At 50.8% G+C, this 25060-nt stretch carries 23 protein-coding genes; 19 read left to right on the top strand and 4 right to left on the bottom strand.

The annotated features are described in order from the left end of the window. Positions 1-419: 419 nt before the first annotated feature. The 8 genes from serA (at position 420) to SPTER_RS02130 (ending at position 8726) form a co-directional block, all read left to right on the top strand. Positions 420-2000, top strand: a complete 1581-nt coding sequence (gene serA / locus SPTER_RS02095; protein WP_144348841.1) for a phosphoglycerate dehydrogenase — start codon at positions 420-422, stop codon at positions 1998-2000. Between the two features lie 162 nt (positions 2001-2162). After that, positions 2163-3305, top strand: coding sequence for an FAD-binding oxidoreductase (locus SPTER_RS02100; protein ID WP_170233106.1), 1143 nt, complete (start codon positions 2163-2165; stop codon positions 3303-3305). A 21-nt stretch (positions 3306-3326) separates the two neighbouring features. Beyond that, entirely contained in the window at positions 3327-4595 is a 1269-nt protein-coding gene (locus SPTER_RS02105) for a (Fe-S)-binding protein (RefSeq protein ID WP_144348843.1), read from the top strand. Positions 4596-4605: 10 nt separating this feature from the next. Then, positions 4606-5982 carry an FAD-binding oxidoreductase gene (locus tag SPTER_RS02110; protein WP_211367396.1) on the top strand — a complete coding sequence of 459 codons (1377 nt, stop codon included), beginning with the start codon at positions 4606-4608 and terminating at the stop codon, positions 5980-5982. Positions 5983-6019: 37 nt separating this feature from the next. Next, on the top strand, positions 6020-6205 hold the full coding sequence (locus tag SPTER_RS02115) for a 4Fe-4S binding protein (protein ID WP_144348844.1): 186 nt from the start codon (positions 6020-6022) through the stop codon (positions 6203-6205). Between the two features lie 27 nt (positions 6206-6232). After that, positions 6233-7369, top strand: a complete 1137-nt coding sequence (locus SPTER_RS02120; RefSeq protein WP_144348845.1) for a 2-oxoacid:acceptor oxidoreductase subunit alpha — start codon at positions 6233-6235, stop codon at positions 7367-7369. 15 nt (positions 7370-7384) lie between these two features. Further along, positions 7385-8203 (top strand): 2-oxoacid:ferredoxin oxidoreductase subunit beta, encoded by an 819-nt coding sequence (locus tag SPTER_RS02125; protein ID WP_144348846.1) that lies wholly within the window; start codon positions 7385-7387, stop codon positions 8201-8203. Position 8204: 1 nt separating this feature from the next. Next, positions 8205-8726, top strand: a complete 522-nt coding sequence (locus SPTER_RS02130) for a 2-oxoacid:acceptor oxidoreductase family protein (RefSeq protein ID WP_144348847.1) — start codon at positions 8205-8207, stop codon at positions 8724-8726. Positions 8727-8876: 150 nt separating this feature from the next. Here SPTER_RS02130 and SPTER_RS02135 read toward each other — a convergent pair whose 3' ends face one another. After that, on the bottom strand, positions 8877-9293 hold the full coding sequence (locus SPTER_RS02135; RefSeq protein WP_144348848.1) for an EamA family transporter: 417 nt from the start codon (positions 9291-9293) through the stop codon (positions 8877-8879). A gap of 151 nt (positions 9294-9444) precedes the next feature. Continuing rightward, a complete protein-coding gene (locus SPTER_RS02140) occupies positions 9445-10269 on the bottom strand; it encodes a serine hydrolase (protein ID WP_144348849.1) in 825 nt (274 codons plus the stop codon). 294 nt (positions 10270-10563) lie between these two features. Here SPTER_RS02140 and SPTER_RS02145 point away from each other — a divergent pair, with 294 nt between their 5' ends. The 3 genes from SPTER_RS02145 to SPTER_RS02155 all read left to right on the top strand — a co-directional run bounded on the left by SPTER_RS02145 (position 10564) and on the right by SPTER_RS02155 (position 14917). Next, positions 10564-11955, top strand: a complete 1392-nt coding sequence (locus SPTER_RS02145; protein WP_246105443.1) for a hypothetical protein — start codon at positions 10564-10566, stop codon at positions 11953-11955. 233 nt (positions 11956-12188) lie between these two features. Next, positions 12189-13151, top strand: a complete 963-nt coding sequence (pfkA, locus tag SPTER_RS02150) for a 6-phosphofructokinase (protein WP_211367562.1) — start codon at positions 12189-12191, stop codon at positions 13149-13151. Between the two features lie 284 nt (positions 13152-13435). Continuing rightward, positions 13436-14917, top strand: a complete 1482-nt coding sequence (locus tag SPTER_RS02155) for a methyl-accepting chemotaxis protein (RefSeq protein ID WP_144348851.1) — start codon at positions 13436-13438, stop codon at positions 14915-14917. 2 nt (positions 14918-14919) lie between these two features. Here SPTER_RS02155 and SPTER_RS02160 read toward each other — a convergent pair whose 3' ends face one another. Together SPTER_RS02160 and SPTER_RS02165 are read right to left on the bottom strand one after the other, a co-directional pair. Then, a complete protein-coding gene (locus SPTER_RS02160; RefSeq protein WP_144348852.1) occupies positions 14920-15255 on the bottom strand; it encodes a cupin domain-containing protein in 336 nt (111 codons plus the stop codon). A gap of 114 nt (positions 15256-15369) precedes the next feature. Further along, positions 15370-15654, bottom strand: a complete 285-nt coding sequence (locus SPTER_RS02165; protein WP_144348853.1) for a hypothetical protein — start codon at positions 15652-15654, stop codon at positions 15370-15372. Positions 15655-15871: 217 nt separating this feature from the next. Here SPTER_RS02165 and asnB point away from each other — a divergent pair, with 217 nt between their 5' ends. From asnB to SPTER_RS24495, 8 genes are all read left to right on the top strand, one after another. Beyond that, positions 15872-17716: an asparagine synthase (glutamine-hydrolyzing) gene (asnB, locus tag SPTER_RS02170; RefSeq protein ID WP_144348854.1), complete on the top strand. Its 1845-nt coding sequence runs from the start codon at positions 15872-15874 to the stop codon at positions 17714-17716. A 416-nt stretch (positions 17717-18132) separates the two neighbouring features. Continuing rightward, positions 18133-19053: a hypothetical protein gene (locus tag SPTER_RS02175; RefSeq protein WP_144348855.1), complete on the top strand. Its 921-nt coding sequence runs from the start codon at positions 18133-18135 to the stop codon at positions 19051-19053. A gap of 402 nt (positions 19054-19455) precedes the next feature. Further along, the gene (gene panB, locus SPTER_RS02180; RefSeq protein WP_144348856.1) at positions 19456-20292 is read left to right on the top strand and encodes a 3-methyl-2-oxobutanoate hydroxymethyltransferase; all 837 of its coding nucleotides are present in this window, start codon (positions 19456-19458) and stop codon (positions 20290-20292) included. Positions 20293-20376: 84 nt separating this feature from the next. Next, positions 20377-21324 carry a bile acid:sodium symporter family protein gene (locus SPTER_RS02185; RefSeq protein WP_144348857.1) on the top strand — a complete coding sequence of 316 codons (948 nt, stop codon included), beginning with the start codon at positions 20377-20379 and terminating at the stop codon, positions 21322-21324. Positions 21325-21517: 193 nt separating this feature from the next. Then, positions 21518-22450, top strand: coding sequence for a ketopantoate reductase family protein (locus SPTER_RS02190; RefSeq protein WP_144348858.1), 933 nt, complete (start codon positions 21518-21520; stop codon positions 22448-22450). Positions 22451-22515: 65 nt separating this feature from the next. Continuing rightward, the gene (locus SPTER_RS02195; RefSeq protein WP_144348859.1) at positions 22516-23778 is read left to right on the top strand and encodes a nickel pincer cofactor-dependent isomerase, group 22; all 1263 of its coding nucleotides are present in this window, start codon (positions 22516-22518) and stop codon (positions 23776-23778) included. A 113-nt stretch (positions 23779-23891) separates the two neighbouring features. Next, complete coding sequence (locus tag SPTER_RS02200) at positions 23892-24668, top strand: IclR family transcriptional regulator (protein WP_144348860.1); 777 nt, start codon at positions 23892-23894, stop codon at positions 24666-24668. Between the two features lie 187 nt (positions 24669-24855). After that, positions 24856-25029, top strand: a complete 174-nt coding sequence (locus SPTER_RS24495) for a hypothetical protein (protein WP_170233111.1) — start codon at positions 24856-24858, stop codon at positions 25027-25029. Positions 25030-25060 lie beyond the last annotated feature (31 nt).

Raw genomic sequence — 25060 nt, forward strand, 5'->3', positions numbered from 1 at the left:
ACTTGTACTTGCGAACACATTATAATGATAACAAGTTTATATCATACACGATGAGCAGGAAGCCTAATGCAAGGTGGCCAGAGAGACGGCGGTTGGTGCGAGCCGTTACACCGAACAGCATGGTTCCGCCTGGGAGTGGCTGGTGATGAATCAGAACGGGATCCGCCCATTACAGCGGCTAAAGTTGGCCGTAAGGCAACATGGGTGGCAACGCGGGAAAGTTCTCGTCCCTATTGGGATGGGAACTTTTTTTTGTCTACCAGAATTTATAATAAATTCTGTGGACATAAGAACGACTAAGGCTTCTGCCGACGTCCTGAAGGACTTGGCATAAGCCAAGTCTTTTCTTATTTGCCGGGCCAGGCATTTTTGATCCCCTGCGAGGATATAATTGTACAATTAATAATGGAGGTAAGAATATGAAAGTATTAGTTTCTGAGCAAATAGCCCAGAAAGGACTGGAAAAACTCACGGAGGAAGGGGCTGTAGTTGATATAAAAACCACTCTGACCCGCCAGGAGCTGCTGGAGGTTATTGGCGATTATGAGGCCCTGATTGTGCGCAGCAATACTAAAGTCAATGAAGAGCTGTATCAAAAAGCCACCCGCTTAAAAGTGGTGGGCCGGGCCGGCAACGGTGTTGATAATATTGATATGGAGGGAGCCACCAAACGCGGTATTATTGTTGTCAATACGCCGGAATCGAATGTTGTATCGGCCGCAGAGCTTACCCTCGGATTGCTGTTTGCAACCTGTCGCAATATCCCGCAGCTGCATAACCGGCTCAAAGACCGGGTATGGGATCGCTCCGGTTTAAAGGGCATGGAGCTGCAGGGAAAAACTGCCGGTATCGTGGGGTTGGGCCGGATCGGATCGCTGGTGGCCACCCGCCTGAAATCGTTTGGTATGAATATTATCGCCTATGACCCTTATATCAGTGATACCCGCTTCAAAAATCTGGGGGTGGAGAAAAAGGAAAAGCTGGCAGATCTGATGGGCGCCTGCGATATTTTGACCGTCCACACCCCCAAAACAGAAGAGACCTATGGCATCATCGGCAAGGAGCAGTTTAAGGCGGCGAAAAAAGGGCTTACGGTTATCAACTGTGCCCGGGCGGGGATTGTAAATGAGGAAGCGCTGATGGAGGCGCTACAAGCCAAAGTTGTCAAGCGGGCCGGTATCGATGTCCTCGAAGGGGAACCGCAGGCCACTTCCCCCCTGCTTGAATTTGATAATGTGATTGTCACACCTCATGCCGGTGCTGATACAGTCGAAGCCCAGGACAATGTCGGCATAACTGTGGCCCAGGAGGTAATCTCCGCCTTGCGGGGCGAAATGGTTCCCAATGCTGTCAATCTGCCTACCCTTCCTATTCAGGCTATGGATACCATCAAATCGTACTTACGGTTAGGTGAGACTCTGGGTAAAATGTATTATCAACTGGAGAAAGAAGCCGTTGACAAAGTGGAGATCCTGTACCGGGGCGAGGCAGCGGCACTGGAAACCTCAGTGATCTCCCTGGCGATATTAAAAGGTCTGTTCGAGCCTGTGCTCAAGGAACGGGTGAATTATGTGAATGCCAGCCTCATCGCCAAAAGCAGAGGGGTGACGGTAACCGAAAGCAAAGAATCCACGACAAATAATTACCTGACGTTAATTACACTTAAGGTTGGGTCAAAGGGTAAAGTGTTTACGATCAGCGGCACAATATTCGGCAAAGGGGAATTAAGAATTCTTGAAATCAACGGCTATGAGTTTGATGTCAATCCGATGCCCTATATGCTGATTGCGGAGAACATTGATAAGCCGGGGGTTGTCGGGCAGATGGGCACCTTATTGGGGGCCGGCAAAGTGAATATTGCCACTATGCAGCTTGGGCGCAAGACAACTGATCAGCGGGCGATGATGGTTTTGACTGTGGATTCGGAAGTGTCGAAAGAGACCCTCGATTTTCTTGGCGGCATCGAAGGGATATTGAAAGTCCGCTTTGTGAAAATATAGAGTTTATGTAAATAATATCTAATCGCCTAAGGTACTATGGCGTAATGAGCAGCTTTAGGTGGAGTGGAATAGCTAAAGGTAAAAAAAGCACTCAATCGAGTGCTTTTTTTACCTCCTGACAGACAGCAGCATCAGGATTATGGTTTTGAAGGAGGAAGTAATGTGAGCCATTCAACGTCACCACGGTCTATAGAAGAATTGCAGCATTTGCTCCGGCTCTCATCAGAGGCCGGCCGCCCGTTGTATGTCTACCGGCAGGGCAATGATGACGGTCTCACTGTCGATTTGCAAGAGTTAAATAAAATTATCGAGATTGACGCCGCTAACCTTGTCGCAACCGTTCATCCTGGTGTCAAACTTGGCACTCTTGCCAGCCGGTTAGGTGAGCAGGGCCTGCGTTTTATGCCGGCAGATACTCCATTCTATCATGACAAGACAATCGGCCAGCTGTTTTATGAAGGCTGCTCCAATATATCCAGTTTAAAATATGGCTATACCAAGCATTTTCTTATGGGCTCGGAGATTGTTTTACCAACAGGCGAGTTATTAAAAACCGGCGGGAAAACGGTTAAAAACGTTACTGGTTACGATTTTACCCGCTTCTTTAATGCCCCTTATACGGATTATGGCATTGCGGTAAAATTTCTGCTTAAACTGCTGCCTTTGCCGGAGAGCCGCAGGGGACTGGCTGCCACCTTTGCCGGTTTGGAACAGCTGTTGGCGTTTATGCGGAAGCTAAGGGACAGCCGGCTGGTTCCCGCCTACTTATTATGGATTGATCCTGGTGTGCAAAATCTATATCAGGCCGGTGGGCAGGGGCCGCTTGTTCTGCTGGAGTTTGACGGCTTAGCGGCAGAGACTGCTGAACAGGCCCAACATACGCTGGCCCTGATAGAAACATATGGCGGTACCATCCGGGCGGCGGCTGACAGCTATGGCCGGCTGGCCTCACAATGGGCCGCGTTATATCGCCCCGGCGGCAATTATGTATTAACAGATGAATATAAATTGGCATTTACCCGCCAGGAAGAGTTCATAAAACAATTTTATGCAATAGCCGAAAAATTCGCTGTACAAGCAGGTCTATTTGGCCAATTGGCCGAAGGTAAGCTAAATATTGCCTTGTCCAGGCCGGAGCCGGAGCAAGGTTTCATTGACGCGGTCCTACAGGCTGTTATTCAGGCCGGGGGGATTGCCGCCGGTAAATATGACCGCCTGGCCGGCCGCCGCGGGCGTGGTGCGCTGGCAATGCTTGAGCAGCGGGCTAAAGCCGCCTTTGATCCCAAAATGATATTAAACCGCTGACGGCAGAGGGGTGACGACAATATGGATAATAAGTATGATGAGTGGCAGCAACAACTGGTTAAGTGCATCCGCTGCGGTACCTGCCGCTCAGTTTGTCCGGTTTTTCAGGCTTCAGATAATGAAAACACCACTGCCAGAGGGAAAGTTAAGCTGCTGGAGGCAGTCAGTGAAGGAAAATTGGCTCTTACTCCCGAACTTCAAACAAGAATGTCGAAATGTTTGTTATGTAAAGCCTGTGTCACCGGCTGTCCGTCGGGTGTGAAAACAGACGAACTGTTTTTAAGTGCCAGGCGGGTATTAGCGGCTGCCAACGGCTTGCCGCTGGCTAAAAGGCTGGCTTTTACCGGGCTTACCTATCGCCGGCTGTTTGACCTGGGCCTCAGGACTGGCGCCGTTTTTCAAAATATAGTCTTTAAAGATGCCCCTGACGGCATCGGCAAAATGGCCCGGGTTTCCCTGCCGGGGGCCGGACTCAGCCAGCGGCGGATTATTCCGCCCTTAGCGACAGTGCCGTTAAGGGCGCGCCTGCCTGAAACCAGCCGGGTGGTTTCACCCCAGGCCAGGGTGGCTTTTTATACGGGCTGTATGCTCAACTACGTCTATCCGGCGGCCGGTGAGGCGATTGTTAAGCTTCTTAAGGCCCACAATGTCGAAGTTGTCCTGCCGTCCAGGCAAAGCTGTTGTGGCACGCCGGCTTTTACCGCTGGCGATTATCGGGTTGGGCGATACCTGGCCGAAGAAAATGTGAAAATTCTGGCAGCCGGCAATTATGACGCTGTCATAACCGGCTGCGCGTCCTGCGGGGCGGCCTTAAAGCATGAATATGGTTTTATTATTGAAGATCCTGAGCTAAAAAAAGCCTGGCAGCTGCTGGCCGGGAAAGTGCAGGATATTACCCAGTTTATTGCTGACACCGGGATCAAGCAGGACTTGCGGGCGGTAAAGGCTAAGATTACTTACCATGATCCCTGCCATCTTGTCCGGGGCATGGGGGTGGCGAAAGAACCACGGCAGCTGTTAGCGGCTATACCCGGTGCGGAATTTGTGGAAATGAAAGATGCCGCCAAGTGCTGCGGGGCCGGCGGGACTTTCAGCATGACCTATTATGATGTGGCCCGGACGATCAATGACTGGAAGCTGGATAATGCCGCAGCGACAGGCGCCGCCATCCTGGCAACAGGCTGTTCGGCCTGCCGGATGCATATTGCCGACGGGCTTGGCCAGCGGCGGAGCCCCATGCAGGTAGTGCACACGGCGGAAATCATGGCCCGCGCTTACGGGCTGGAATAGGGGGGAGAAAGTGGAGCAGCAAGTCATTACCGAGCTAAAACAACTGCTTGGCCGGCAATATGTTATGGATCGGCTGGAGGACCGGATCTGTTATTCTTTTGATGCCACTTTCCGGGATTTTCCGCCCGATGTGGTCGTGAAGCCCGGCAGCGTCGAAGAGGTTGCCGCCATTGTCAAGCTGGCCGGGCAGTACAATATCCCGGTAACCGCCAGGGGCGCGGCCACTGGTTTATCAGGCGGCTCCGTGCCTGTAAGGGGTGGTATTAGCCTTGTGTTGACCCGTTTGAACCGGATTATCGAGATTGATGCCGCTAACCGGGTGGCGGTGGTCGAGGCCGGGGTTATTACCGAGGATTTCGTAAACGCAGTCAATAAGGCCGGTCTTTTTTACCCCCCTGACCCGGCGAGTGCCAAAACCTCAACTATCGGCGGCAACATTGCCGAGTGCGCGGGCGGGCCCCGGGGGGTTAAGTACGGCATTACCAGAGACTATGTATTGGGGCTGGAGGTTGTGCTGCCAGACGGCAGCATCATTGAAGCCGGCAACCGATTTGACAGTGAAATGGCCGGCCCTGACTGGGGAATGCTCTTTGTCGGGTCGGAGGGTACTCTGGGGATTGTGACTAAAGCCTATCTGCGGCTTGTTGACAAACCGCAGGCTAAACAAACCCTGCTGGCCATTTTTAACAGTTTGGACGATGCCGCCCGCACGGTTAGCGGGATGATTGCCGCGGGGACGATTCCCACCACACTGGAGATCATGGATAATCAAACTATTTGTGCGGTAGAGGATTATCTTCAGGCCGGGCTGCCGGTGAAGGCCGAGGCTATCCTCCTGATTGAGGTGGATGGGAATGCGGTGTCGATCAGCACACAGGCGGAACATGTCATGAAAGCGTGCCGGCAATGGGGCGCAACCGAAATCCAGGTAGCTTCGACACCGGCAGACAGTGATAAACTGTGGCGGGCCCGCAAGGCTATTTCGCCGGCTTGCGGCAAAATCAACCCGACTAAAATTTCGGAAGACGCCACGGTCCCCCGCAGTCAGATTCCGGCGATGGTGCGCCGGCTGCGGGAGATCGCGCAGAAATACGACCTGAAGATGGTCATTTTCGGTCATGCCGGTGACGGCAATCTTCATCCCAATATTTTAAGCAACAAACACAATCACCAGGAAATGGAACGAGTCGAGCAAGCGGTCGAAGAACTGTTTAAAGCAGCGCTGGACCTTGGCGGTACTCTGTCAGGTGAGCACGGTATCGGTTATATGAAAGCACCGTTTCTCAAATGGGAAACAGGAGAAACCGGTTTTGCCGCCGGGCAAAAACTTAAAGCAGCGGTCGATCCGCAAGGGGTGTTAAACCCCGGTAAGTTGTTTACTGCCTGATCATGGCTTGTTTTAAATATAAAAAGGAGTGGATAAAATGCTGAAAACTAAGCCCCGGTTTTGCAAAGGATGTGGCATTTGTGTTGAGTTTTGTCCCAAGAAGGTACTGAAGCTGGATGACCTTGCCAAAATAGAGGTCGCTCAGCCGGATGACTGTGTGGCTTGCGGGCAATGTGAATTAAGATGTCCTGATTATGCTATTTTTGTCATTGCTGATAAGTAATAAGTTATAAACGGAGGAATGTATTTTATGGCTAAAGCAGTACTTATGCAGGGGAATCATGCTTGTGCAGAAGGCGCGCTTGCCGCCGGCGCCAGGTTTTTTGCCGGCTATCCGATTACACCGTCCACTGAGGTTGCTGAGCTGCTGGCAAAGCGGCTGCCCCAGGTTGGCGGGACTTTTATTCAGATGGAGGACGAAATTGCCGGCATGGCCGCAACGATCGGTGCGGCTTTGACCGGCGTTAAGTCTCTGACGGCAACCAGCGGCCCCGGCTTTTCTCTGAAACAGGAATTAATCGGCTATGCGTCCATGGCTGAGGTTCCCTGCGTAATTGTAAATGTTCAGCGGGTTGGCCCCAGTACCGGTCAGCCGACTTCACCGGCCCAGGCCGATATTATGCAAGCCCGGTGGGGTTCCCACGGGGACCGGGGGGTTATTGCCCTTAGTCCTGCCAGTGTGCCGGAATGTTTTAGCCTGACCATAGAAGCCTTTAATCTGGCCGAGCAATACCGGACACCGGTGGTATTGCTGCTTGATGAGATTATTGGCCATATGCGGGAAAAGATTGAGATCCCGGCTGCGGACAGCCTGACAATTGTTAACCGCAAAAAACCGGTCCTGCCGCCGGGCGAATTTTTGCCGTACCAGCCTGAGGCCGACGGGATACCGCCGATGCCTGCCTATGGCGACGGCTACCGGTTTCATGTTACCGGGCTGGCCCACGACTATACCGGTTTTCCCAGCGGCGCCAACAGCACATCCCAGGAGCTTATTGCCCGGCTGCATACCAAAATCACCGACCATGCTGACAAGATTGTCACCTTTGAAGAACAACAGCTTGCTGATGCCGAGATTGCCGTTATTGCCTTTGGCGGTACGGCCCGTACAGCCTATGCCGCCGTGGAAATGGCGCGCCGCCAGGGAATTAAAGCCGGTTTGTTCCGGCCGATTACCATCTGGCCGTCGCCGGCCAAGCAGCTTAAGGCGTTGGCGCAAAAGGCCAAAACTATTATTGTGGCCGAACTGAATTATGGCCAGTATGTGCAGGAGGTTGAACGCATCGTGGCCGGGCAGGCTAAGGTGGTTTCACTGGCCAAGTGGAATAATGATCCGATTACACCGCAGGAAATGCTGGCCGCCATTACCGGAGCCCAGGCCAATTAAGGAGGAGGGAAATCCATGGAACAATTATTGGAGAAGTATTACCGGCCCAAGCTGCCGCACATCTGGTGTCCCGGCTGCGGGAACGGCATCGTAACCGCAGCGATAGTCAGGGCCATTGATAAACTGGGGCTTGATCAGGATAAAACAACCATCGTGTCAGGAATCGGCTGTTCGTCCCGGGCTTCGGGCTATTTGAATTTTGACACCCTGCATACCGCTCATGGCCGGGCCCTGCCGTTTGCCACCGGGATTAAGCTGGCTAAGCCTGACCACAAGGTGCTGGTAATCACCGGTGACGGGGATGCGACCGCCATCGGCGGCAATCATTTTATCCATGCAGCCAGACGTAATATAGACCTGACGGTCATTGTCTATAATAACAATATCTATGGTATGACCGGTGGTCAGTATTCACCCTTAACACCGCAGATGGCCAGGGCGACTACCGCGCCTTACGGCAATATCGACCGGGCCTTTGACTTGAGCGAGCTGGCTAAGGGCGCCGGGGCAACCTTTGTTGCCCGTTCCACTACCTATCATGCCAAGCAGCTGGCCGAGCTTGTGGCCAAAGGGATTGCCCATGAAGGCTTTGCCGTAGTCGAAGCGCTGACCGGTTGTCCGATTTCTTACGGCCGGCAGAACAAGCTGAGCAAGCCTGCCGCCCTGTTAGCCTGGCAGCGGGACCATACCGTGCCGGTTGAGGCTGCGGCCAGGCTCAAGCCGGAGCAACTGGCCGGAAAAATTAAGATCGGCGTGCTTCACCAGGAAACAGCGCCTGAATATTCTGCTGAATATGGCAAGGTAATCAAACAGGCGATGGGAGGGCGTAGTTAGTATGATGGAGGTCAGATTAAGCGGTTCCGGGGGACAAGGGTTGATCCTTGCCGGCATCATTCTTGCCGAGGCCGCTATTGCCGACGGCAAAGAAGCAGTACAATCCCAGTCTTACGGTCCCGAAGCGCGCGGCGGTTCCAGCAAGTCGGAGGTTATTATCAGCAACGACCGCATTCATTACCCGAAAGTGGCAGCGCCGGACCTGCTGCTGGCCATGACGCAGGAGGCACTTGACAAATACGGTGCCGACTTAAAAGCAGAGGGCATCCTGGTTGTTGACAATACCTTTGTCCGGGAGGTACCGGCTGCCTATAAGCATGTCCATGCTATTCCGATTACTCAACTGGCCCGGGAAAAATGCGGGCGCGAATTATTTGCCAACATTGTCGCCCTGGGCACGATTGCCAAACTCACCGGCTCGGTCAGTTTTCCCGCCCTGGAGGCGGCGGTGCTGGCCCGCGTACCCAAAGGCACGGAAGAGATGAATAAGCTGGCGCTGCAGATAGGCTATCAGGCCGTCTAAAAGCCGCTATCAGAACCAACAGCTGCTATTTCCATGTATTGTTTATGGAGATAACAGCTGTTGCTTTTAACCATCAGAATTTTTAAGGTTCAATGCTGTGATCTAAGGATAAAAAAGATACCCTCCAGGGCGCCGGCAGAAGCTTAGTTTCTAAAGGCTAATTAATACTAAGCCAATCGTTATGAACACTGCACCGATAAGCTGGCTGCCGGTAATGACCTCGTTTAACAGGAAATAGCTTAAGCTGATTGTCACCAGGGGTGCACAAGACATAATAAGTGACACTTCATTGATATTACCGTCTTTTAAGGCATAAAAATAAGCCAGATCACCAAGCAAGGCTGCCAGAACGGCTTCAATTGTAATAATAATCCACAGTGAGGGCGGAACAGTCAGCAATTCATTAAAGCCTTTGGCACTAAGAAACCAGGCGGCGATAATAACTGCGGCAATCATCGTCCGTAAGACAAAAGCCGTAACCGGGTTGACGGTGTTTAACACTGTTTTGCCGAATAACGGTGCCAATCCCAGGCAGAAAACGCCGGCCAGAGCATATACCAGAAACATGGTTCACTCCTCATTTCCCACAGGCCTGCTGTAAGATAAGTATGCTAAACCATGCTGAAAAATGAATAGGCTTACGCAGGCAGCGCCGGAAAGTTCAGTAATGCCAAACAATGCCACACCCGGGTGTGGCATTGTTTGCTGCCGCTGGCACTCACTTAGTGCGAAGCAGGTTATAGGCTTTGGCGGAAATAGCGGCAATAAAATTGCTGGCATAGGGAGGCGGCCGGCGGGTTGTCGTATAGGCGCTGATCAATATCTGGTCGCGGCCGTCATCGACGATACCGACATCACACTGTACGCCAGGCAGTTCACCCACTTTATGCAATACCTTGCTGTTTTGCATGAAACGGGGAATTTCTTCCGTAAAGATTGTTTTCGACAATTCTTCTTTTAAGATTGCTGAGAACTCCTGGCCAAGATAGGCTTCGTTGTAGATTGTTTCAAAAACGGCGGCCATTTCCCCGGGGGTGGTGACGCTGTGGTAACCGTATTGACTGAAGGCCTCGCGGCTGTGAATCCTGGTGTGAACAAGCTTGAGGTCAGCTAATACGCGGGTCAGGGCATCCGGTTTTTTCTGTTCAATATCGTCTAAAAGTTCATAAAAGGCTTCATTGTCACTGACTACCAGCATGTTCTTAATACCGACGTCATAACGTTTTTTATCTGCGGCTGCCGCTTCTGCATACAGATATTTGTAGACAGCCAGGGCAACCACCAGTTTATGGGTTGACGCTGTAGGGAAGATAGTATTCTGATTGAAACTGAAGGTTTGGCCTGTTTTTAAATTTTTGGCAAACAGGCCGGCTTGGCCATTAAACTGCTGCAATTGGCTGTTAAGCTGGGCCGACAGGTCCGGCTGCGCTGACGGTTGATTTACCGCCGGCTGTTTAGCGGCTTCCGGTTTGGCCTGTGGTTTATTAAGGGTACCGCAGCCGCTTGCGAAAAACACCGACAGCAGCAACAAGAAGATTAGCATTAGCTTTGGCAATTATATCACCCGTACTTAGGATGACACGGCGCAGTGCAGACTATCCGCGGAGATTTTTGGGTAGTCTGTAAAATTTTTATTGGCCAGCACCTTGTCAGCCTAATCCAGTGAATACTGACGGTCGCCTTGGTTTGCGAAAAATAGCCTCGCCATTATTCTACCGTTTTAGAGCTGACAAGGTGCTAGAACAAAATGACTAAATTCTTCTTTTGCGCATATTCTGTAGAGATTATAAAGCACAGGAGGGAGAGCGATGGGGTAGAGCTTACTGCGCTGCACTATGTGTACTTACTGTTTATTGTTGTGATTATGGGTGTAATGATTATGCGGCGTGATACTTCTCTGGTATGCATTATAGGGATTTTTACTATCGGTTTAATTGTCAAAGGCTCAGTTTATCTGGCTCTCAGCGGTATTTTTCATAGCTTTATATATGCAATTACTGAATTGCTGGGAACCATTCTGATTATCTCCATCATTGTCGCTATGAGCCGGATTTTGCTGATCACAGGTATTAATGAGGTTATGGTGGCGCCCATAACGACCCTGATTTGCACACCCTTTCAGGCATATTGGATAACAGGCTTATTAATGATGGTTATTTCCTGGTTCTTTTGGCCATCACCGGCAGTGGCCCTGCTGGGAGCGGTACTGTTACCGGCGGCGGTAAGAGCCGGGCTGCCGGCCATGGGCGTGGCTGTGGCCATGAATCTGTTCGGCCATGGCATTGCTTTATCCAGTGATTTCGTGATTCAGGGCGCCCCCAGACTGACGGCAACGGCCGCCGGTATTCCTGTGCAGAGTGTTGTAAGTGCCAGCGTACCCTTAGTCTTTGTCATGGGGTTGGTGGCCACAGCTACCGCTTATTGGCTGCTGAAGCGGGATATAAAGGAACAAGCGGACTTCAGCAGGTGTGAAACTGCTGAACTGTCCTACGCCAGCTATGCGCCGCCTGGCGAGGAGCAGGGGGCGAACCTGCGCAATATACTGCCGGTGAGGGTGAAAAAGGTGTTGGCCGTCCTTGTACCGGGGCTGTTTTTTTTGGATGTCGCGATTATGTATGCGGCTGATTTACAAGGCGGGGACGCTACGGCGCTAATTGGCGGCACCGCTGTATTTATTCTGGTATTAATCACTTTATTGGTGTACCGGAACCAGAGTTTAGAGAAAGTAACGGCATATCTGATTGACGGTTTTACTTTCGGCTTTACTATTTTTGGCCCGGTCATTCCCATTGCCGCTTTTTTTTATCTGGGTGATGCCGGCATCAATCATATTATGGGGCAGGTACTGCCGCCGCCCTCCGAGGGGATTGTCAATGATATCGGTTTGGCAATTGCCGGTCTGGTACCGCTTAATCCCGCGGTTGGCGCCGTCACTTTAACCCTTGTGGGAGCAATAACAGGCCTGGATGGCTCAGGGTTCTCCGGCATAGCCTTAGCCGGTTCGATTGCCCATTTATTCGCCACGGCCATTGGTTCCGGGATTGCAACCCTGACCGCGTTAGGCCAGATTGCGGCCATCTGGGTAGGCGGCGGGACACTGGTTCCTTGGGCACTCATACCAGCTGCTGCTATCTGTGGTGTCAGTCCCTTTGAGCTTGCCAGACGCAATTTGCTGCCGGTGCTGGCCGGGTTGGCGGTGACGACGATTGTGGCCATGTTTTTGATTTAACAAGATATATATAATAGAATAGAAATGATTCGGGTTTCCGGTGTATAAAAGAAAACTTTGGCTTTGCAACCTTTCCTGGCAGGCAATTGGAGGTAATTGCCGAATATATAGCATATTTTAACACTGGGTTAAGTTTTAGACAGACTTGGCTTATGCCAAGTCCTTCCGGGTGCCGGCAGAAGCCGTACAGCATTGAACTTTATAAAATCCGATAGGGGAAGAAAGGCAGGGTCATTATGAAAAAGATTGCAGTGATAACCAGTGGTGGCGATTGTCCGGGCATGAATGCGGCCATCAGGGCGGCAGTCCGTGTCGCCCTGGCACACGATGCTGAGGTGTGGGGGATTAAAAACGGCTATGCCGGCATGATCGCCGGCGATATGAGAGTGCTGGATTCCAGGTCAGTGGGCGATATTATTCAAAAAGGCGGTACTTTCTTGGGCACCGCCCGCAGCGAGGAATTTAAGACCCTGGCCGGCCGGCAAAAAGCAGCCGCCAATTTAACAGCCCGCGGCATTGAAGGGTTGATTGTTATTGGCGGTGACGGCTCGCTGACCGGTGCCAGGCATCTCGGGGAACTGGGCATTAAGTTTGTGGGTTTGCCCGGGACCATTGACAACGATATTTGGGGTACTGATTATACGATCGGTTTTGATACCGCGGTCAATACCGCCCTTGACGCGATCAACAAACTAAGGGATACGGCCTCAGCCCACGGGCGGGTCATGCTGGTTGAGGTAATGGGGCGTGCCTGCGGCTGGATTGCCCTTACTGCCGGTTTGGCCGGGGGGGCCGAGATTATCCTCATCCCGGAAGAACCATTTTCGGAAGAGGAAATTTGCAAAAAATTATTGGAATCCAGAACCAAAGGCAAACAATATAGTATTGTGGTTGTGGCGGAAGGGGCCGGCAGCGCCATTGACCTGGGCAAGTCCATCCGGGCTAAAACCGGCCTGGAGACGCGGGCATCTGTCCTTGGACATATCCAACGCGGCGGGGCACCCACCGTATCGGACCGGTTGCTTGCCAGCCGCCTGGCGGAGACTGCGGTCCGGGCCCTGCTGAACGGCAGGACCGAGATCATGATCGGTTATCAATGCCGCCAGTGTGTTGAGGTGGCAATTGAGGATGCTGTCGGCAAGAAAAAGGCTATTGATCCGGAACTGTTCCGGCTGGCGCAGGTTTTATCCCAATAAACGCAAGCCCGCATTATTTACTGGGAAATGATGCGGGATTTTGTCTAACTCCGGTATATTGTACGGTGAAAATGTGTAAAAATAGCCGAACCGGCAATTTGGAACGTCCTGGCAGCGCAAAAATGGACAAAATGTACACTCAACATAGATGTGCAACACAGATGTCCAATAAAATGTTAATTTGCTTTTATTTACTCTTGCCCTGCCAATCTATTTTATAGTATATTTATTTGGAAAAATAAAGAAATTGCAGTTTGCAGCTCAGAGACAGGAGTGGGGCGTTTATGTCATTGTGGTTTGGGAAAAATAAAGCTATTGCTAAGCTAAGCAGACTGACTGCCCAATATGCAGCCGGAAATATGTCTGCCAGGATTGATCCGGATGAGTATCCGGCAGAATTACAGCCTTTAGCAAAAAATATTGCTTCCCTGGCAGGCATGCTGAGAACCTTCGGGCAGGAAACACAGGTGTCATCCAGTCAGGTTTCCGCAGCAGTAAGCCAGGTTAACGCCGTTATCGGCCAGGCTGCCTGCCTGGCGGAACAGGCCTGTAAGGAGGCCGGCACTGCCGACCGGCTGACCCAGGATATAGCGGCTGCGACTAAGCATGCAGCCCGCCAAATTGATGATATTATGGCGGCAACGCAAACCATTACCGCCGTGGCCGGTGATATTTATCAGGACAGCCTGGCTTCCAAAAATATTGCGGCCCAGGGTTATGAGGCGGCAGCCAAAGTAACGGTGGCGATGGATTCTATCCGTCAGGCTTCAGCCGAAGTAGGGGAACGAATTACCGCCCTGACCCAAATGGCCAGGGATATCGACAGTTTTCTGACTGCCATCCGGGGGATATCAGCGCAAACCAATCTTCTGGCGCTTAACGCCAGTATTGAGGCCGCCAGAGCCGGGGAGCACGGACGTGGTTTTGCGGTTGTGGCGCAAGAGATTCAGAAGCTTTCCGATGCCAGTGCCGCTGCCGCAAATTCAGCCAATAAACTGCTGGCCGAAATAGACGGCGGGGTCCTGGCAGCGGCAAAAGCAGCGGCAACCGGGACCAACGCCGTGGCAACAGGCGCGCAGGAAATGCGGGAAGCGGATGCCAGCCTGCAGGCGATTTTAGCAGCCAGTTCCCAGGTGGAGGCAAAAATGGCGGAGGCCAGCGCTGCCAGGCAAAACCAGTTTGCCGCTACCCAGAAAGCAGCAGATTTTCTCGGCCGGATTGCCAGCATGGCGGACGAAGCGGCCAGCCGGATGACGACCGTAACCAGTTCTCTTGGCCAGCAGGATCAACACCTGGGCGATACGCGGGGCATGGGGGACGTTTTGGCTAAAGTAGCCGAGCAGCTTGTGGCTACTACCGGCAAGCTGACACTTATTGATATCAGCAGCCGCCAGCAGGCCGAAATTGACGCCAGGATAGCAAAACTGCGCAAGCTGCTGGAACGTACCGTGAAAAATCAACAGGTGACAGGTATGAATAGGGCTGAGCATAAAGAAATACTGAGCGGCCTCTTAGCGCAGAATCCTGAGCTTGAGGCCGCCTGGACAAATTTAACAGATGGGCAGTTTGTTGCTTCCCTGCCTCCGGCCGGCATTGCCAATGCCTCAACCAGAGAATGGTTTAAACAAGCCAGGCAGGGGAAGTTCTACGTATCGCAGGTATATGTTTCGTCCATATCCCATCAGCCTTGTTTAACCATTTCCCTGCCGATTACTGACGGCACAGGGACTCTGCTTGGTATATTCGGGGTAGATCTAAAACTGTAAAATCACATAACAACGACCAACAGCATTTTAAAATTTTCCACAGCCTCAAGGCCGTGGGGAATATTGGCAGGCATAACGACCACCTGACCGGCAGTGGCGGTGATTTTCTCACCGCCGATGCTAATATCGGCCCGGCCGTCAAGGATATATACCAGGGCATCGCCAGGGGCCGAGTGCGTGCTGATTGCTTCGCCCTGCGCAAAGGCAAACAGGGTTATACTGAGGGTTTGGTTTTGTGACAAAGTCAGGCTTACGACTTTGCCAGGCTGATAATCGACCAGGTTAACCAAATCATGTGCTTTGCTGAACTCAATATTTTTTATCAATTGCTTTTTCATACATAAACCTCCTCGGGGGAATATATCTTTAGGCTTAGTTTAACAAATCAAAGCACTATACGCTGTGATAAAAGTCACTGTTAAAGAAAAAACAGGCCGGATTCGGCCTGTTTTTTAACGTACATCATCATTTAAATCCAAAGAGCCATCTTCCGACACGCGCACATTCAAATTAACTTTTTCTTCATGCCCCCATAACATTCTTGCGACCAGACTATCGGTTGCATGCTTGTTGCCTGGCTTGAGCTCCTCCGACCGGAGCGCATCCTGGGTGGCATCAAGACCGCTTTCCTGATATACGGCACCGGCATTGTCAATATCGGCCCCTTGCTGATAATCAGGATTCGTCTGGGCCTGGGGCGTGTTTAAGTTTGTTTCCGACTGTTTGCTTTCAGCCATAATCATTTCCTCCCTGCATAAATCAGTTAGTCCTTAATTTAGCGTATCCGCTGAACCTCTGCAGCATACATATTTTCTTGGCCGCCTGTGACAATTGTTTGCTAAGACGCATATTTATAAGCATGCAAACAGCATGTGGGCAAAGGCGCCTGCGGTACGCCGGCATAGCAAACCGGGCGTTCACAGGCTATATTCTTTTATGGGAGATGATTAAAGCATGTGCGGAATTACTGGTTGGATTGACTGGCAGGAAGATCTAACAGAAAGCAGCCATATCTTATCAGCTATGATTGCAACACTGGCGGCACGCGGACCAGACGCGCAGGGAGCCTATATTACACCACGGGCGGCATTGGGGCATCGCCGCCTTAGTGTTATTGATCCTGTGGGCGGGGCCCAGCCTATGATCCGGTTTCGCGGTGAGCAGAAATTCATCATCACTTATAATGGTGAGCTGTATAATACATTAGAAATCAAACAGCAGCTGGAAGACCGGGGCTATGTATTCAGCACCCGCTGTGATACGGAGGTACTGCTCGTAGCTTTTATCGAGTGGGGGCCTGCCTGTGTCGAACGGTGTAACGGCATATATGCCTTTGGTATTTGGGATGAGGCCAATCAGAGCCTGTTTCTGGCCCGGGACCGGATTGGGGTTAAGCCTCTGTTTTACACAGAATACGGCAGTAGTTTTATTTTTGGATCAGAACTTAAAACCCTGCTCGCTAATCCGTTGGTGCGGCCTGAGCTTGATGCCGAAGGCTTAGCCGAGGTTTTTATGATTGGGCCGGCCCGGACACCCGGGCATGGCGTGTTTCGTAATGTCAAAGAGCTGAAGCCGGGCCATTGCCTGACTTACAACCGCCAGGGCAAGCTGATCAGTCAATACTGGAAACTGGAATCGCAGCCGCACCTGGACAGTTTCGACAATACCAAAGCAAAAGTACGGGAATTGCTTATTGATACGGCCGAACGCCAACTGGTATCAGATGTGCCCATCTGTACACTGCTTTCCGGCGGACTGGACTCCAGTGCGCTCACTGCCCTGGCCGCCATGTCCCATAAAAGAGCGGGTCTGGGAAGCCTGCATACCTATTCAGTAGATTATGTAGATAATGATTTGCATTTTAAAGCCAACAGTTTCCAGCCTAATCCGGATGGACCTTTTGTTACCCGGGTAGCAGAGCATTTTGACACAGTTCACCACAATATACTCTTAGATACGCCGGAATTGGCAGCAAGTCTCAGGCCGGCCGCACTGGTCCGTGATTTACCGGGTATGGCTGATATTGATACCTCGCTTTATCTATTCTGCCGCGAGATCAAAAAAGGCGCCACTGTGGCCTTGTCAGGCGAGTGTGCCGATGAGGTTTTCGGGGGGTACCCCTGGTTTCAGCGGGAAGAAATGATCAATGCCACGACATTCCCCTGGTCGCCGCGGCCGGAAATCCGTATTCCCTGGCTAAAACCTGAAATCCAGGCCAGGATAAAACCGGCTGAATATGTAGCCCAGCGTTACAGTGAGGCGCTGGCGGAAGTGCCGCGCCTGCCGGGTGAGGATGTCCGTTCAGCCAGGATGCGCGAAATCTTTTATCTCAGCCTTACCCGGTTTATGCCGACCCTGCTGGACCGGAAGGACCGCATGAGCATGGCGTTTGGTCTGGAGGTTAGAGTGCCTTTTTGTGATCACCGCATTGTAGACTATGTCTGGAACGTGCCCTGGAGCATGAAGAATGCGCACAACCGGGAGAAAGGCTTGCTGCGGTACGCCTTGGAAGGAATCTTGCCGGAGGACGTATTATGGAGGAAGAAAAGTCCTTATCCCAAAACTCATAATCCGGCCTATACCAAGGTCGTTGTCAATGAGGCCCTGGCTATTTTACAGGACCCGGCATCCCCGCTGCAGGCCTTGCTGGATATCGAAAAACTCAAAGAGATTGCCCGGACTGATTTGTCTGCTTCTAACATTCCCTGGTTTGGGCAGCTGATGAGCGGCCCCCAGCTTTTCGCCTATCTGATCCAGGCTGATCACTGGCTGCGCGAATATAAGGTCCAGGTGTTATAGAGGTTAAAAACTGACGTGCCGCTGACTGAAGCGGCCTGTCAGTTTTGTTTTTGTCCTGATAGACAGTCATGCCGTTACAGCGGCACCAGCAAAGAATGAAAAATGCTATTTTTCAGGATAGACAGTATAACTCTCCCGGCATAAAGGCAGCTTAGCGACTAAGATTGCTGGTAATAATTACTAAAAGAAAATAAATATTTGACGAATTTTGTTATATGCACTATAATACGTTGTATGTATAAAACTTACTGATCATGCCAGATTATTATTGACTGCTACAGTATAGTCAGGTATAAACTGCAGAGCTTCTACAGGGGCAACCAGGTGAGTCATTCTTTTTCGGGGAAATTTCAGGAGGCTTTCAGAAAGATCCACAGTTACCGTCAGGAAGAACTTAAATTAGGGGGTAATCAGGATTGAAGACAGTTAGCTTGCGGATATTACTGGTTTTGAGTTTGTTGATAGGATTAGGCACTGCCAGTCCGGTTTGGACAGCTTCCGCTGACACACCGCCGGCAGATATAAAAATCGAGAAGTGGCAGGGCCAGGTCTTTACTTTTCTTGCTTTGCCTGCCGATAAGCAGTCTGACGGCTATGAGATTTTTACAGTCGATCAGGCTGATAAAGGCTTCCAGGGCGACCGTTCGGTCCGCATTCCCTACGCTGAACATGCTGGCAAACAGGTTACAGTCACTGCCGTAGTGCCTTTTCCCGCCGGTTATAATCAGCAGGAGTATACGATTAGCATGACTGTCAATGATACCGGCGAAAAATTGCTTGGCCGTACTATTCGCGGGCAATTAGAAGGTCTTGTTTTGGCCTCCGACCTGGAGAATGCCCGTAAACAGTTTCTGGGCAAAACTATTTATCCCAAGTTTAGAGAATTGTCAGGGCTATATGTCCCTGATGGAAATACGGTGCCAAAGTCTGTAGCTACTGACATTGGCGCTCCCGTTACGGTGGTTGATGTATATCTCGGTAATCAGTCGCAGGAACCTGTTTGGCTGATTGTTTCAGTAAACGGGGAGAAAGCGGTTTTACCCATCGCCTACAGTTGGACTAATATGCCTGTTCAGGCCTGGACCGAGTCTCCTCCCTGGCAGGGTGCCCTGTTTACGGAAGACCCCAGAAAGAGTCTGGGCGGGTCTTACGAATTGTGGGGCAAGATTCAAAACGGAAGTGTCGAAGCCGGCATGACCAAGGGGCAGGTTGAGCTTAGCTGGGGCAAGCCATTCCGTACGGAAGCCAATGATTCAGTTTGGATCTACAATACTGAGAAACTGAGTTTTGACGGTGATGTGCTGCATTTGGTTGAAACTCTCGCTGCAAGTAAATAAAAGCTTTATATGCCTAAGCCATATAGTATGAAAAGCAGTATAGGTCTATCCAAACAGTCCGCCCACATAACCGTGGGCCGGACTGTTTTGGCGTCGTCCTGCCGGCAAAGGGCGCTGGGGTATGCTGCAATATTAGCAGACTTAAGCATATAATGAAAGAAAAAAATATAAGATATTGACAGAATATACTGAATGAGATAGAATTTACACAAAAGACAGAAAATAATACATATTTAACAAGGGCAGTAAAATTGTTATACTTGGTTAACCAAGTAATTTTTTTATAAAATATTCGAAACGATTGTTCCGAAATAATGAACACTTACCTGGTATATTTTTTGGCACCGGTGTTTCGCCCCGAGCGAGACAAAAATAAATTTATTTAAAGGAGAGGTTTGTACAATGGGAAAGGTTAAAATGACAATTCCCCAATGCCGGGAAATGAAAGGCAAAACTAAGAAGTTTACCATGATTACTGCGTATGATGTTTTATTGGCTTCGGTAATTGAGAAAACACCGATTGAAATGATTCTGGTGGGTGACTCGCTGGGCATGACAGTGCTGGGATATGACAGTACGGTGCCGGTTACCATGGAAGATATTATTCATCACACCAAACCGGTAGTCAAGGGGGCCCCCAATACTTTGATTGTTGGGGATATGCCTTTTGGATCTTATAATACCGGGATTGGGGACGCAATCCGTAATGCCAACCGGATTATGAAAGAAGGCGGTGCCGATGCTGTTAAACTGGAAGGTGGTAAAAATGTTGCCCCTATCGTGGCCGCAATGGTCAACGGCGGTATTCCGGTGATGGGGCATATTGGTTTAACGCCGCAAACCGCCGGCCAGCTGGGCGGGTTTAAGGTTCAGGGTAAAGATGCCGAAGCTGCCAAACAGTTGCTGGAAGATGCTAAAGCGCTTGCCCAGGCCGGCGCCTTCGCTATCGTACTGGAGTGCATTCCCGCCCCTGTAGCCAAAATGATTACTGAACAGCTCAATATTCCCACTATGGGTATCGGTGCCGGCCCCTATTGTGACGCCCAGGTATTGGTTACTCAGGATTTATTGGGCATGTTTGACCGCTTTGTGCCCAAAATGGTCAAACAATATGCCCAGCTTAACAAACAAATGGTAGATGCCCTGAACAGTTTTTATCAGGAAACGCAGGACGGAGTATTTCCCGGGCCGGAACATTCTTTTGGCATGAAAGAGGAGGATTTGAAGCGTTTATATTAACAAACAATGCAACCGCTGTTGTGGCGTGACTACAGGTGCTGTAATTCTGCTCCAGCTGGATAATGAAAAACGGAGGGATCTTAAATGGCTCTGTTAGAAAAAATTGCTTTGGCAATTACCAAGCTGTTTCCGGTATGGCTTATCCTGTTTTCCGGGCTGGCGTTTCTGTTCCCGGATTCCTTACAATCACAGGGGTATCTGGTTACTTATTTACTTGGCACGATTATGCTGGGGATGGGGCTGTCAATGTCGGTGGAAGATTTCAAACTGGTATTGTCCAGGCCCAGGGACGTTGTTATTGGCATTGTGCTCAGATATCTCATCATGCCTTTAGTCGGCTTTGGTGTGGCAAAATTATTGGGATTACCGCCGGCTTTGGCCGCCGGGCTGATTTTGGTCGGCTGCTGCCCCAGCGGCACCGCTTCCAATGTAATGAGTTTTTTAGCAAAAGCGGATACGGCGTTATCGGTTACGGTATCCAGTTTTAACATAATTTTGGCGCCGCTGCTGCTGCCCGCGACATTTTTGCTGCTGGCCGGGTCGGAGATACAAGTTGATGCTACGGCCATGTTTCTGGATGTAGTAAAGATTGTATTGCTGCCGGTACTAATCGGTATGGTACTGCGCGGCCTGTTTAATTCTTTTGTGAACCGCATTATGAAAATTGTGCCTGTTATCTCGGTCATCGCTATTATTTGGGCGATCGCCATCGTGGTGGCCTTAAGTGCCGCCAAGCTGGTTACAGTAGCGGTTATTGCCCTCATTGCCGTTGCCCTGCACAATGGGCTGGGCCTGGCTTTGGGGTATGGCGCATCCAAAGCTCTGGGCATGGGGGAGCGGCAGGCCAGAGCGATTACATTTGAAATTGGTATTGAAATGTCCGGGCTGGCAGTAGTATTGGCACTGGCTCATTTAGAGCCGCTTGCTGCCGTTCCCGGGGCAATATTCAGCGTCTGGCATAATTTTACCGGCTCAATCCTTGCCGGTTACTGGGCGAATAAGCCTGCGCAGGACAACAACACCCCTGTTTGATTTATGAACTGCCCCCGGCCGGCATACGCATAATGCAGGGTACATAGCTTTATAAAATTTGCATAATAGATGAACAATGCTCCAGCATTTATGAGCATTGTTCATCACCGGCGGGGTGCGCGCAAGCGGTGCCCAGGGAATGAATTCCATAATTACTTCCTCGAAACCAATACATACAAGGGAGGGGCTTATTTTGCAGATTGCCGTTGTTGGTTCAGGGGCGATTGGCGGTTTATTTGGGGCATTTTTACACAAAAGCGGTGAAGATGTAACCTTTGTTGATATTAATACAGAACATGTGGCGGCTATGCAGGCAAATGGCCTGACAATTGTCCGCCAAGGCGGCGTGGAGGTACTGCCGGTCAAAGCCGTTAGCCGAATTGAGGCCGCCGGTACACCGGATTTGATACTGTTTGCTGTTAAGGCTTACGATAACGAACAGGCGGCGCGGGATTGTCTGAAAATTGCCGGTCAAGATACGAGCATACTTACTGTCCAGAATGGGGTAGGGAATGTAGAAACTATCGCTGCCATTTTGGGCGCTAACCGCATCCTGGCCGGTACGACCGCCTTTGGCTGTACTGTATTAGGACCGGGCATCATTAAACCCAGCGCAACAGGGTCAATTTCAATCGGGGAACTGAATGGAACAATAACACCACGGCTGCAGCAAGTGGTTGCTGCCTTTACTAACGCCGGGGTGGAGATGCATGTCAGTCAGAATGTGGACAGCCTGATCTGGACAAAGCTATTAGCCAATGTGGGCATTAACGCTCTTGCTGCCATTACGATGCTGACCAATGGCCAGCTACTGGAATATAAGGAAACAGAGAGGCTTCAGGCGGCAGTGGTGCAGGAAGGTGCTGCCGTGGCCAAGGCTAAAGGGATTAAGTTTATGGTGGCTGATATTTTGGAACATGTCCGGGGCATTTGCCGTTCCACTTATGATAATAAGGCTTCTATGAGGCAGGATATAGAGCGGGGACTAAGGACTGAGGTGCTTGCCATCAATGGGGCGATCGTGGACGAAGGCGCAAAACTGGGTATTCCCACTCCTGTTAATGAAACACTGACTAACCTGCTTAAGGCAATTGAAAGGCGCGGCAAACTGCCGCCGCAGCGCTGAAGCGGTCTCCCGGCCGGGAACGGCGTAGTCCCGGCCGCGCAAAGTAAAAAAAGGAGGGGAGGTCCATGAAGTTTCCCAGAGTGGTCTTGGTCAGGCAACGCTCGGATGTACCTGCCTTACAGGATATGGCTGCGGTTGTTAAGCAGGAAATAGCCGGGTTAAACCTGGCCGTGACAGCCGGGGCCCGGATCGCCATCGCGGTGGGCAGCCGGGGCATAGCCAACCATGCCTTAATTGTGCGGGCCGTTGCTGAAGAATTACAAAGGCTGGGCGCTGAACCCTTTATTGTGCCGGCGATGGGCAGCCATGGCGGGGCTACCGCCGAAGGGCAGGTTATGGTGCTGGCAACGCTGGGAATTACGGCCGAGAGTATTGGTGTGCCGATACGGTCCTCGCTGGAGGTGGTCCGGATTGGCACCACCGAATCAGGCATCCCGGTTTTAATTGATAAAATTGCTATGGAAGCAGACGGCATTGTTCTGGTTCACAGGGTCAAAGCGCACACGGATTTTATCGGTCCTGTCGAAAGCGGGCTGATGAAGCTGATTACGATTGGTTTAGGCAATCATCAAGGCGCACAAACAGCGCATAGATTTGCGGTTAAACGGGGGTTTAACAATGTTATCCCGGTAGTAGCACGCTATGTGCTGCAAACGGCTCCTGTTTTATTCGGGCTAGGGATAGTGGAAAACTTTTACCATGAGACCGCGATTATTAAAGCGGCAATAGCGGCGGATATTGAAAAAAGCGAGCAGCACTTGTTGCAGGCTGCCAAGCAGATGATGGCAGTGATTCCGTTTGCCACGCTGGATGTGGTGATTGTGCAGCAAATTGGCAAGCAGATATCCGGCACCGGTATGGATACCAATGTTGTTGGCAGAATCTATAATGCTGCGGAACCGGAAGCCGAGTTCCCGCAGTACACCAGGATTGTGGCTCTGGATTTGGCCGATGACAGCTATGGCAACGCCGTAGGTATCGGCATGGCTGATTTAACGACACGGCGGCTGGTGGCTAAGATTGATTTTAAGGCCACAGCAATCAACTGCCTGACCGGTGCCGCCCCGGAAAAAGGACGGGTGCCTATCGCACTGGAATCGGATAAAGAGGCGATTGCCGCCGCGCTTATGATCTGCGGACCAACAGCGCCGGAGGCGGCGCGGCTGGTTTGGATAAAGAATACGCTGGAATTAGAGCATTTTTATCTTTCGGAGGCCCTGCTGCCCGAACTTGCCGGCAATCCTAAGCTGGCCGTGCTGTCCGCCTTGGCGGAACTGCCTTTTGACGGGGACGGCAATCTGGTTTGGCCGGCAGCAACTATGAATTAATATCCTGCATAAAATAATCAAGTTATAAAATAGATTGGAAATATAAGAGGGCCGTAATTTTTTAGCCAAGCGAGGTTGAATAAATTACAATTTACTGTTTCAGGAGAGTTATCATGAGTGAATCCGTTACTGCAGTACACTCAGTAGAAAAATCATTAAAAATTTTAGAGACTTTGAGCCGGGTGGAAGCAATGGGGATCAGTGAATTAAGCAGAGAACTCGGCTGGGGAAAGGGTACGGTCCACCGCATCATTACCACCCTGCGCATTCATGGCTATGTAGAACAGACCGCCAACGAAAAATATAAACTGAGTTTTAAGCTTTTTGAACTGGGGAACCGCATGGTGAATCATATCGGCATTCGCAAGACGGCCCATCCGTATTTGGAACAACTGGCCGGGATTACAAACGAGACGGTGAATCTGGCCGTCTTGGATTTTAATCAGGTCATTTATATTGACCGGATTGAGAGCCGTGAGCCTTTGCGGATGGGACTTGACGTGGGGACACGATTTCCGGCCTACTGTACCGCGCTGGGGTTAGCTATCCTAGCTTATCTGGATACGGAAAAACTTAATGCCTTGCTGGCTGAGTTCGAACGGCAGGGTCAGTTTCTAAAATATACAGATAAAACGGTTGTTGAGTTGCCTTTAATCAGGGAGCAGCTGGCGACGGTCAGGCAGCGGGGCTATTCTATTGATGATGAATACTATCTCCCGGGCATCCGCGGGGTGGCGGCGCCGGTATTTAATCATTCCGGCACCGTAAAAGCGGCTATCAGTGTGGCCGGACCGGCCATCAGGATGACTGAGGCGGTGATGGCTGAATTTATGCCTGTAGTCAAGGAAACAGCCAACAGGATTTCGGTACAGCTTGGTTATAGCGGGTAATTTTTGCAGCCGGCGGCCAGAACCGGTATCTAGTGGATGTAACTGTCAGCAGTGCTGCTGGCAGCCGCTGTTAATTGAATAGATTTTCCCAATATGTATCTTAATCTGACATGAGTTTTGTGGTTTTATCCGGAAAATAAAGAGATCAAATAAATAGTGTCGGATAACTCCGTCCCGTTGGCACGTAGTGATGATTGATGGAACTGCAGGGGGAATTGGCCGCACTGGTCAAACTGAATTTAAGACTGGTATTGATGATATGATTTATGGTGAGAAGTATAACAGGATTGCCAGCAGGATGGAGGAGCTGAAAACAAGAGGTCCGGCCATATTAGCAACCATTGCGGAGATACCTGCTTAGAATAATCATACCAGTTCCAACTGCATTACAG

It is taken from the genome of Sporomusa termitida (genome assembly GCF_007641255.1).
Lineage (GTDB): Bacteria > Bacillota > Negativicutes > Sporomusales > Sporomusaceae > Sporomusa > Sporomusa termitida.

Bases quoted from the DNA above. Each gene is read 5' to 3' on its own strand.
- SPTER_RS02165 (WP_144348853.1), bottom strand. From the start codon at position 15,654: ATGGCTGAAAGCAAACAGTCGGAAACAAACTTAAACACGCCCCAGGCC.
- SPTER_RS02125 (WP_144348846.1), top strand. From the start codon at position 7,385: ATGGAACAATTATTGGAGAAGTATTACCGGCCCAAGCTGCCGCACATC.
- serA (WP_144348841.1), top strand. From the start codon at position 420: ATGAAAGTATTAGTTTCTGAGCAAATAGCCCAGAAAGGACTGGAAAAA.
- SPTER_RS02185 (WP_144348857.1), top strand. From the start codon at position 20,377: ATGGCTCTGTTAGAAAAAATTGCTTTGGCAATTACCAAGCTGTTTCCG.
- SPTER_RS02135 (WP_144348848.1), bottom strand. From the start codon at position 9,293: ATGTTTCTGGTATATGCTCTGGCCGGCGTTTTCTGCCTGGGATTGGCA.
- asnB (WP_144348854.1), top strand. From the start codon at position 15,872: ATGTGCGGAATTACTGGTTGGATTGACTGGCAGGAAGATCTAACAGAA.
- SPTER_RS02105 (WP_144348843.1), top strand. From the start codon at position 3,327: ATGGATAATAAGTATGATGAGTGGCAGCAACAACTGGTTAAGTGCATC.
- SPTER_RS02120 (WP_144348845.1), top strand. From the start codon at position 6,233: ATGGCTAAAGCAGTACTTATGCAGGGGAATCATGCTTGTGCAGAAGGC.
- SPTER_RS02160 (WP_144348852.1), bottom strand. From the start codon at position 15,255: ATGAAAAAGCAATTGATAAAAAATATTGAGTTCAGCAAAGCACATGAT.
- SPTER_RS02130 (WP_144348847.1), top strand. From the start codon at position 8,205: ATGATGGAGGTCAGATTAAGCGGTTCCGGGGGACAAGGGTTGATCCTT.
- SPTER_RS02140 (WP_144348849.1), bottom strand. From the start codon at position 10,269: ATGCTAATCTTCTTGTTGCTGCTGTCGGTGTTTTTCGCAAGCGGCTGC.
- SPTER_RS02195 (WP_144348859.1), top strand. From the start codon at position 22,516: ATGAAGTTTCCCAGAGTGGTCTTGGTCAGGCAACGCTCGGATGTACCT.
- SPTER_RS02115 (WP_144348844.1), top strand. From the start codon at position 6,020: ATGCTGAAAACTAAGCCCCGGTTTTGCAAAGGATGTGGCATTTGTGTT.
- SPTER_RS02200 (WP_144348860.1), top strand. From the start codon at position 23,892: ATGAGTGAATCCGTTACTGCAGTACACTCAGTAGAAAAATCATTAAAA.
- panB (WP_144348856.1), top strand. From the start codon at position 19,456: ATGGGAAAGGTTAAAATGACAATTCCCCAATGCCGGGAAATGAAAGGC.
- SPTER_RS02155 (WP_144348851.1), top strand. From the start codon at position 13,436: ATGTCATTGTGGTTTGGGAAAAATAAAGCTATTGCTAAGCTAAGCAGA.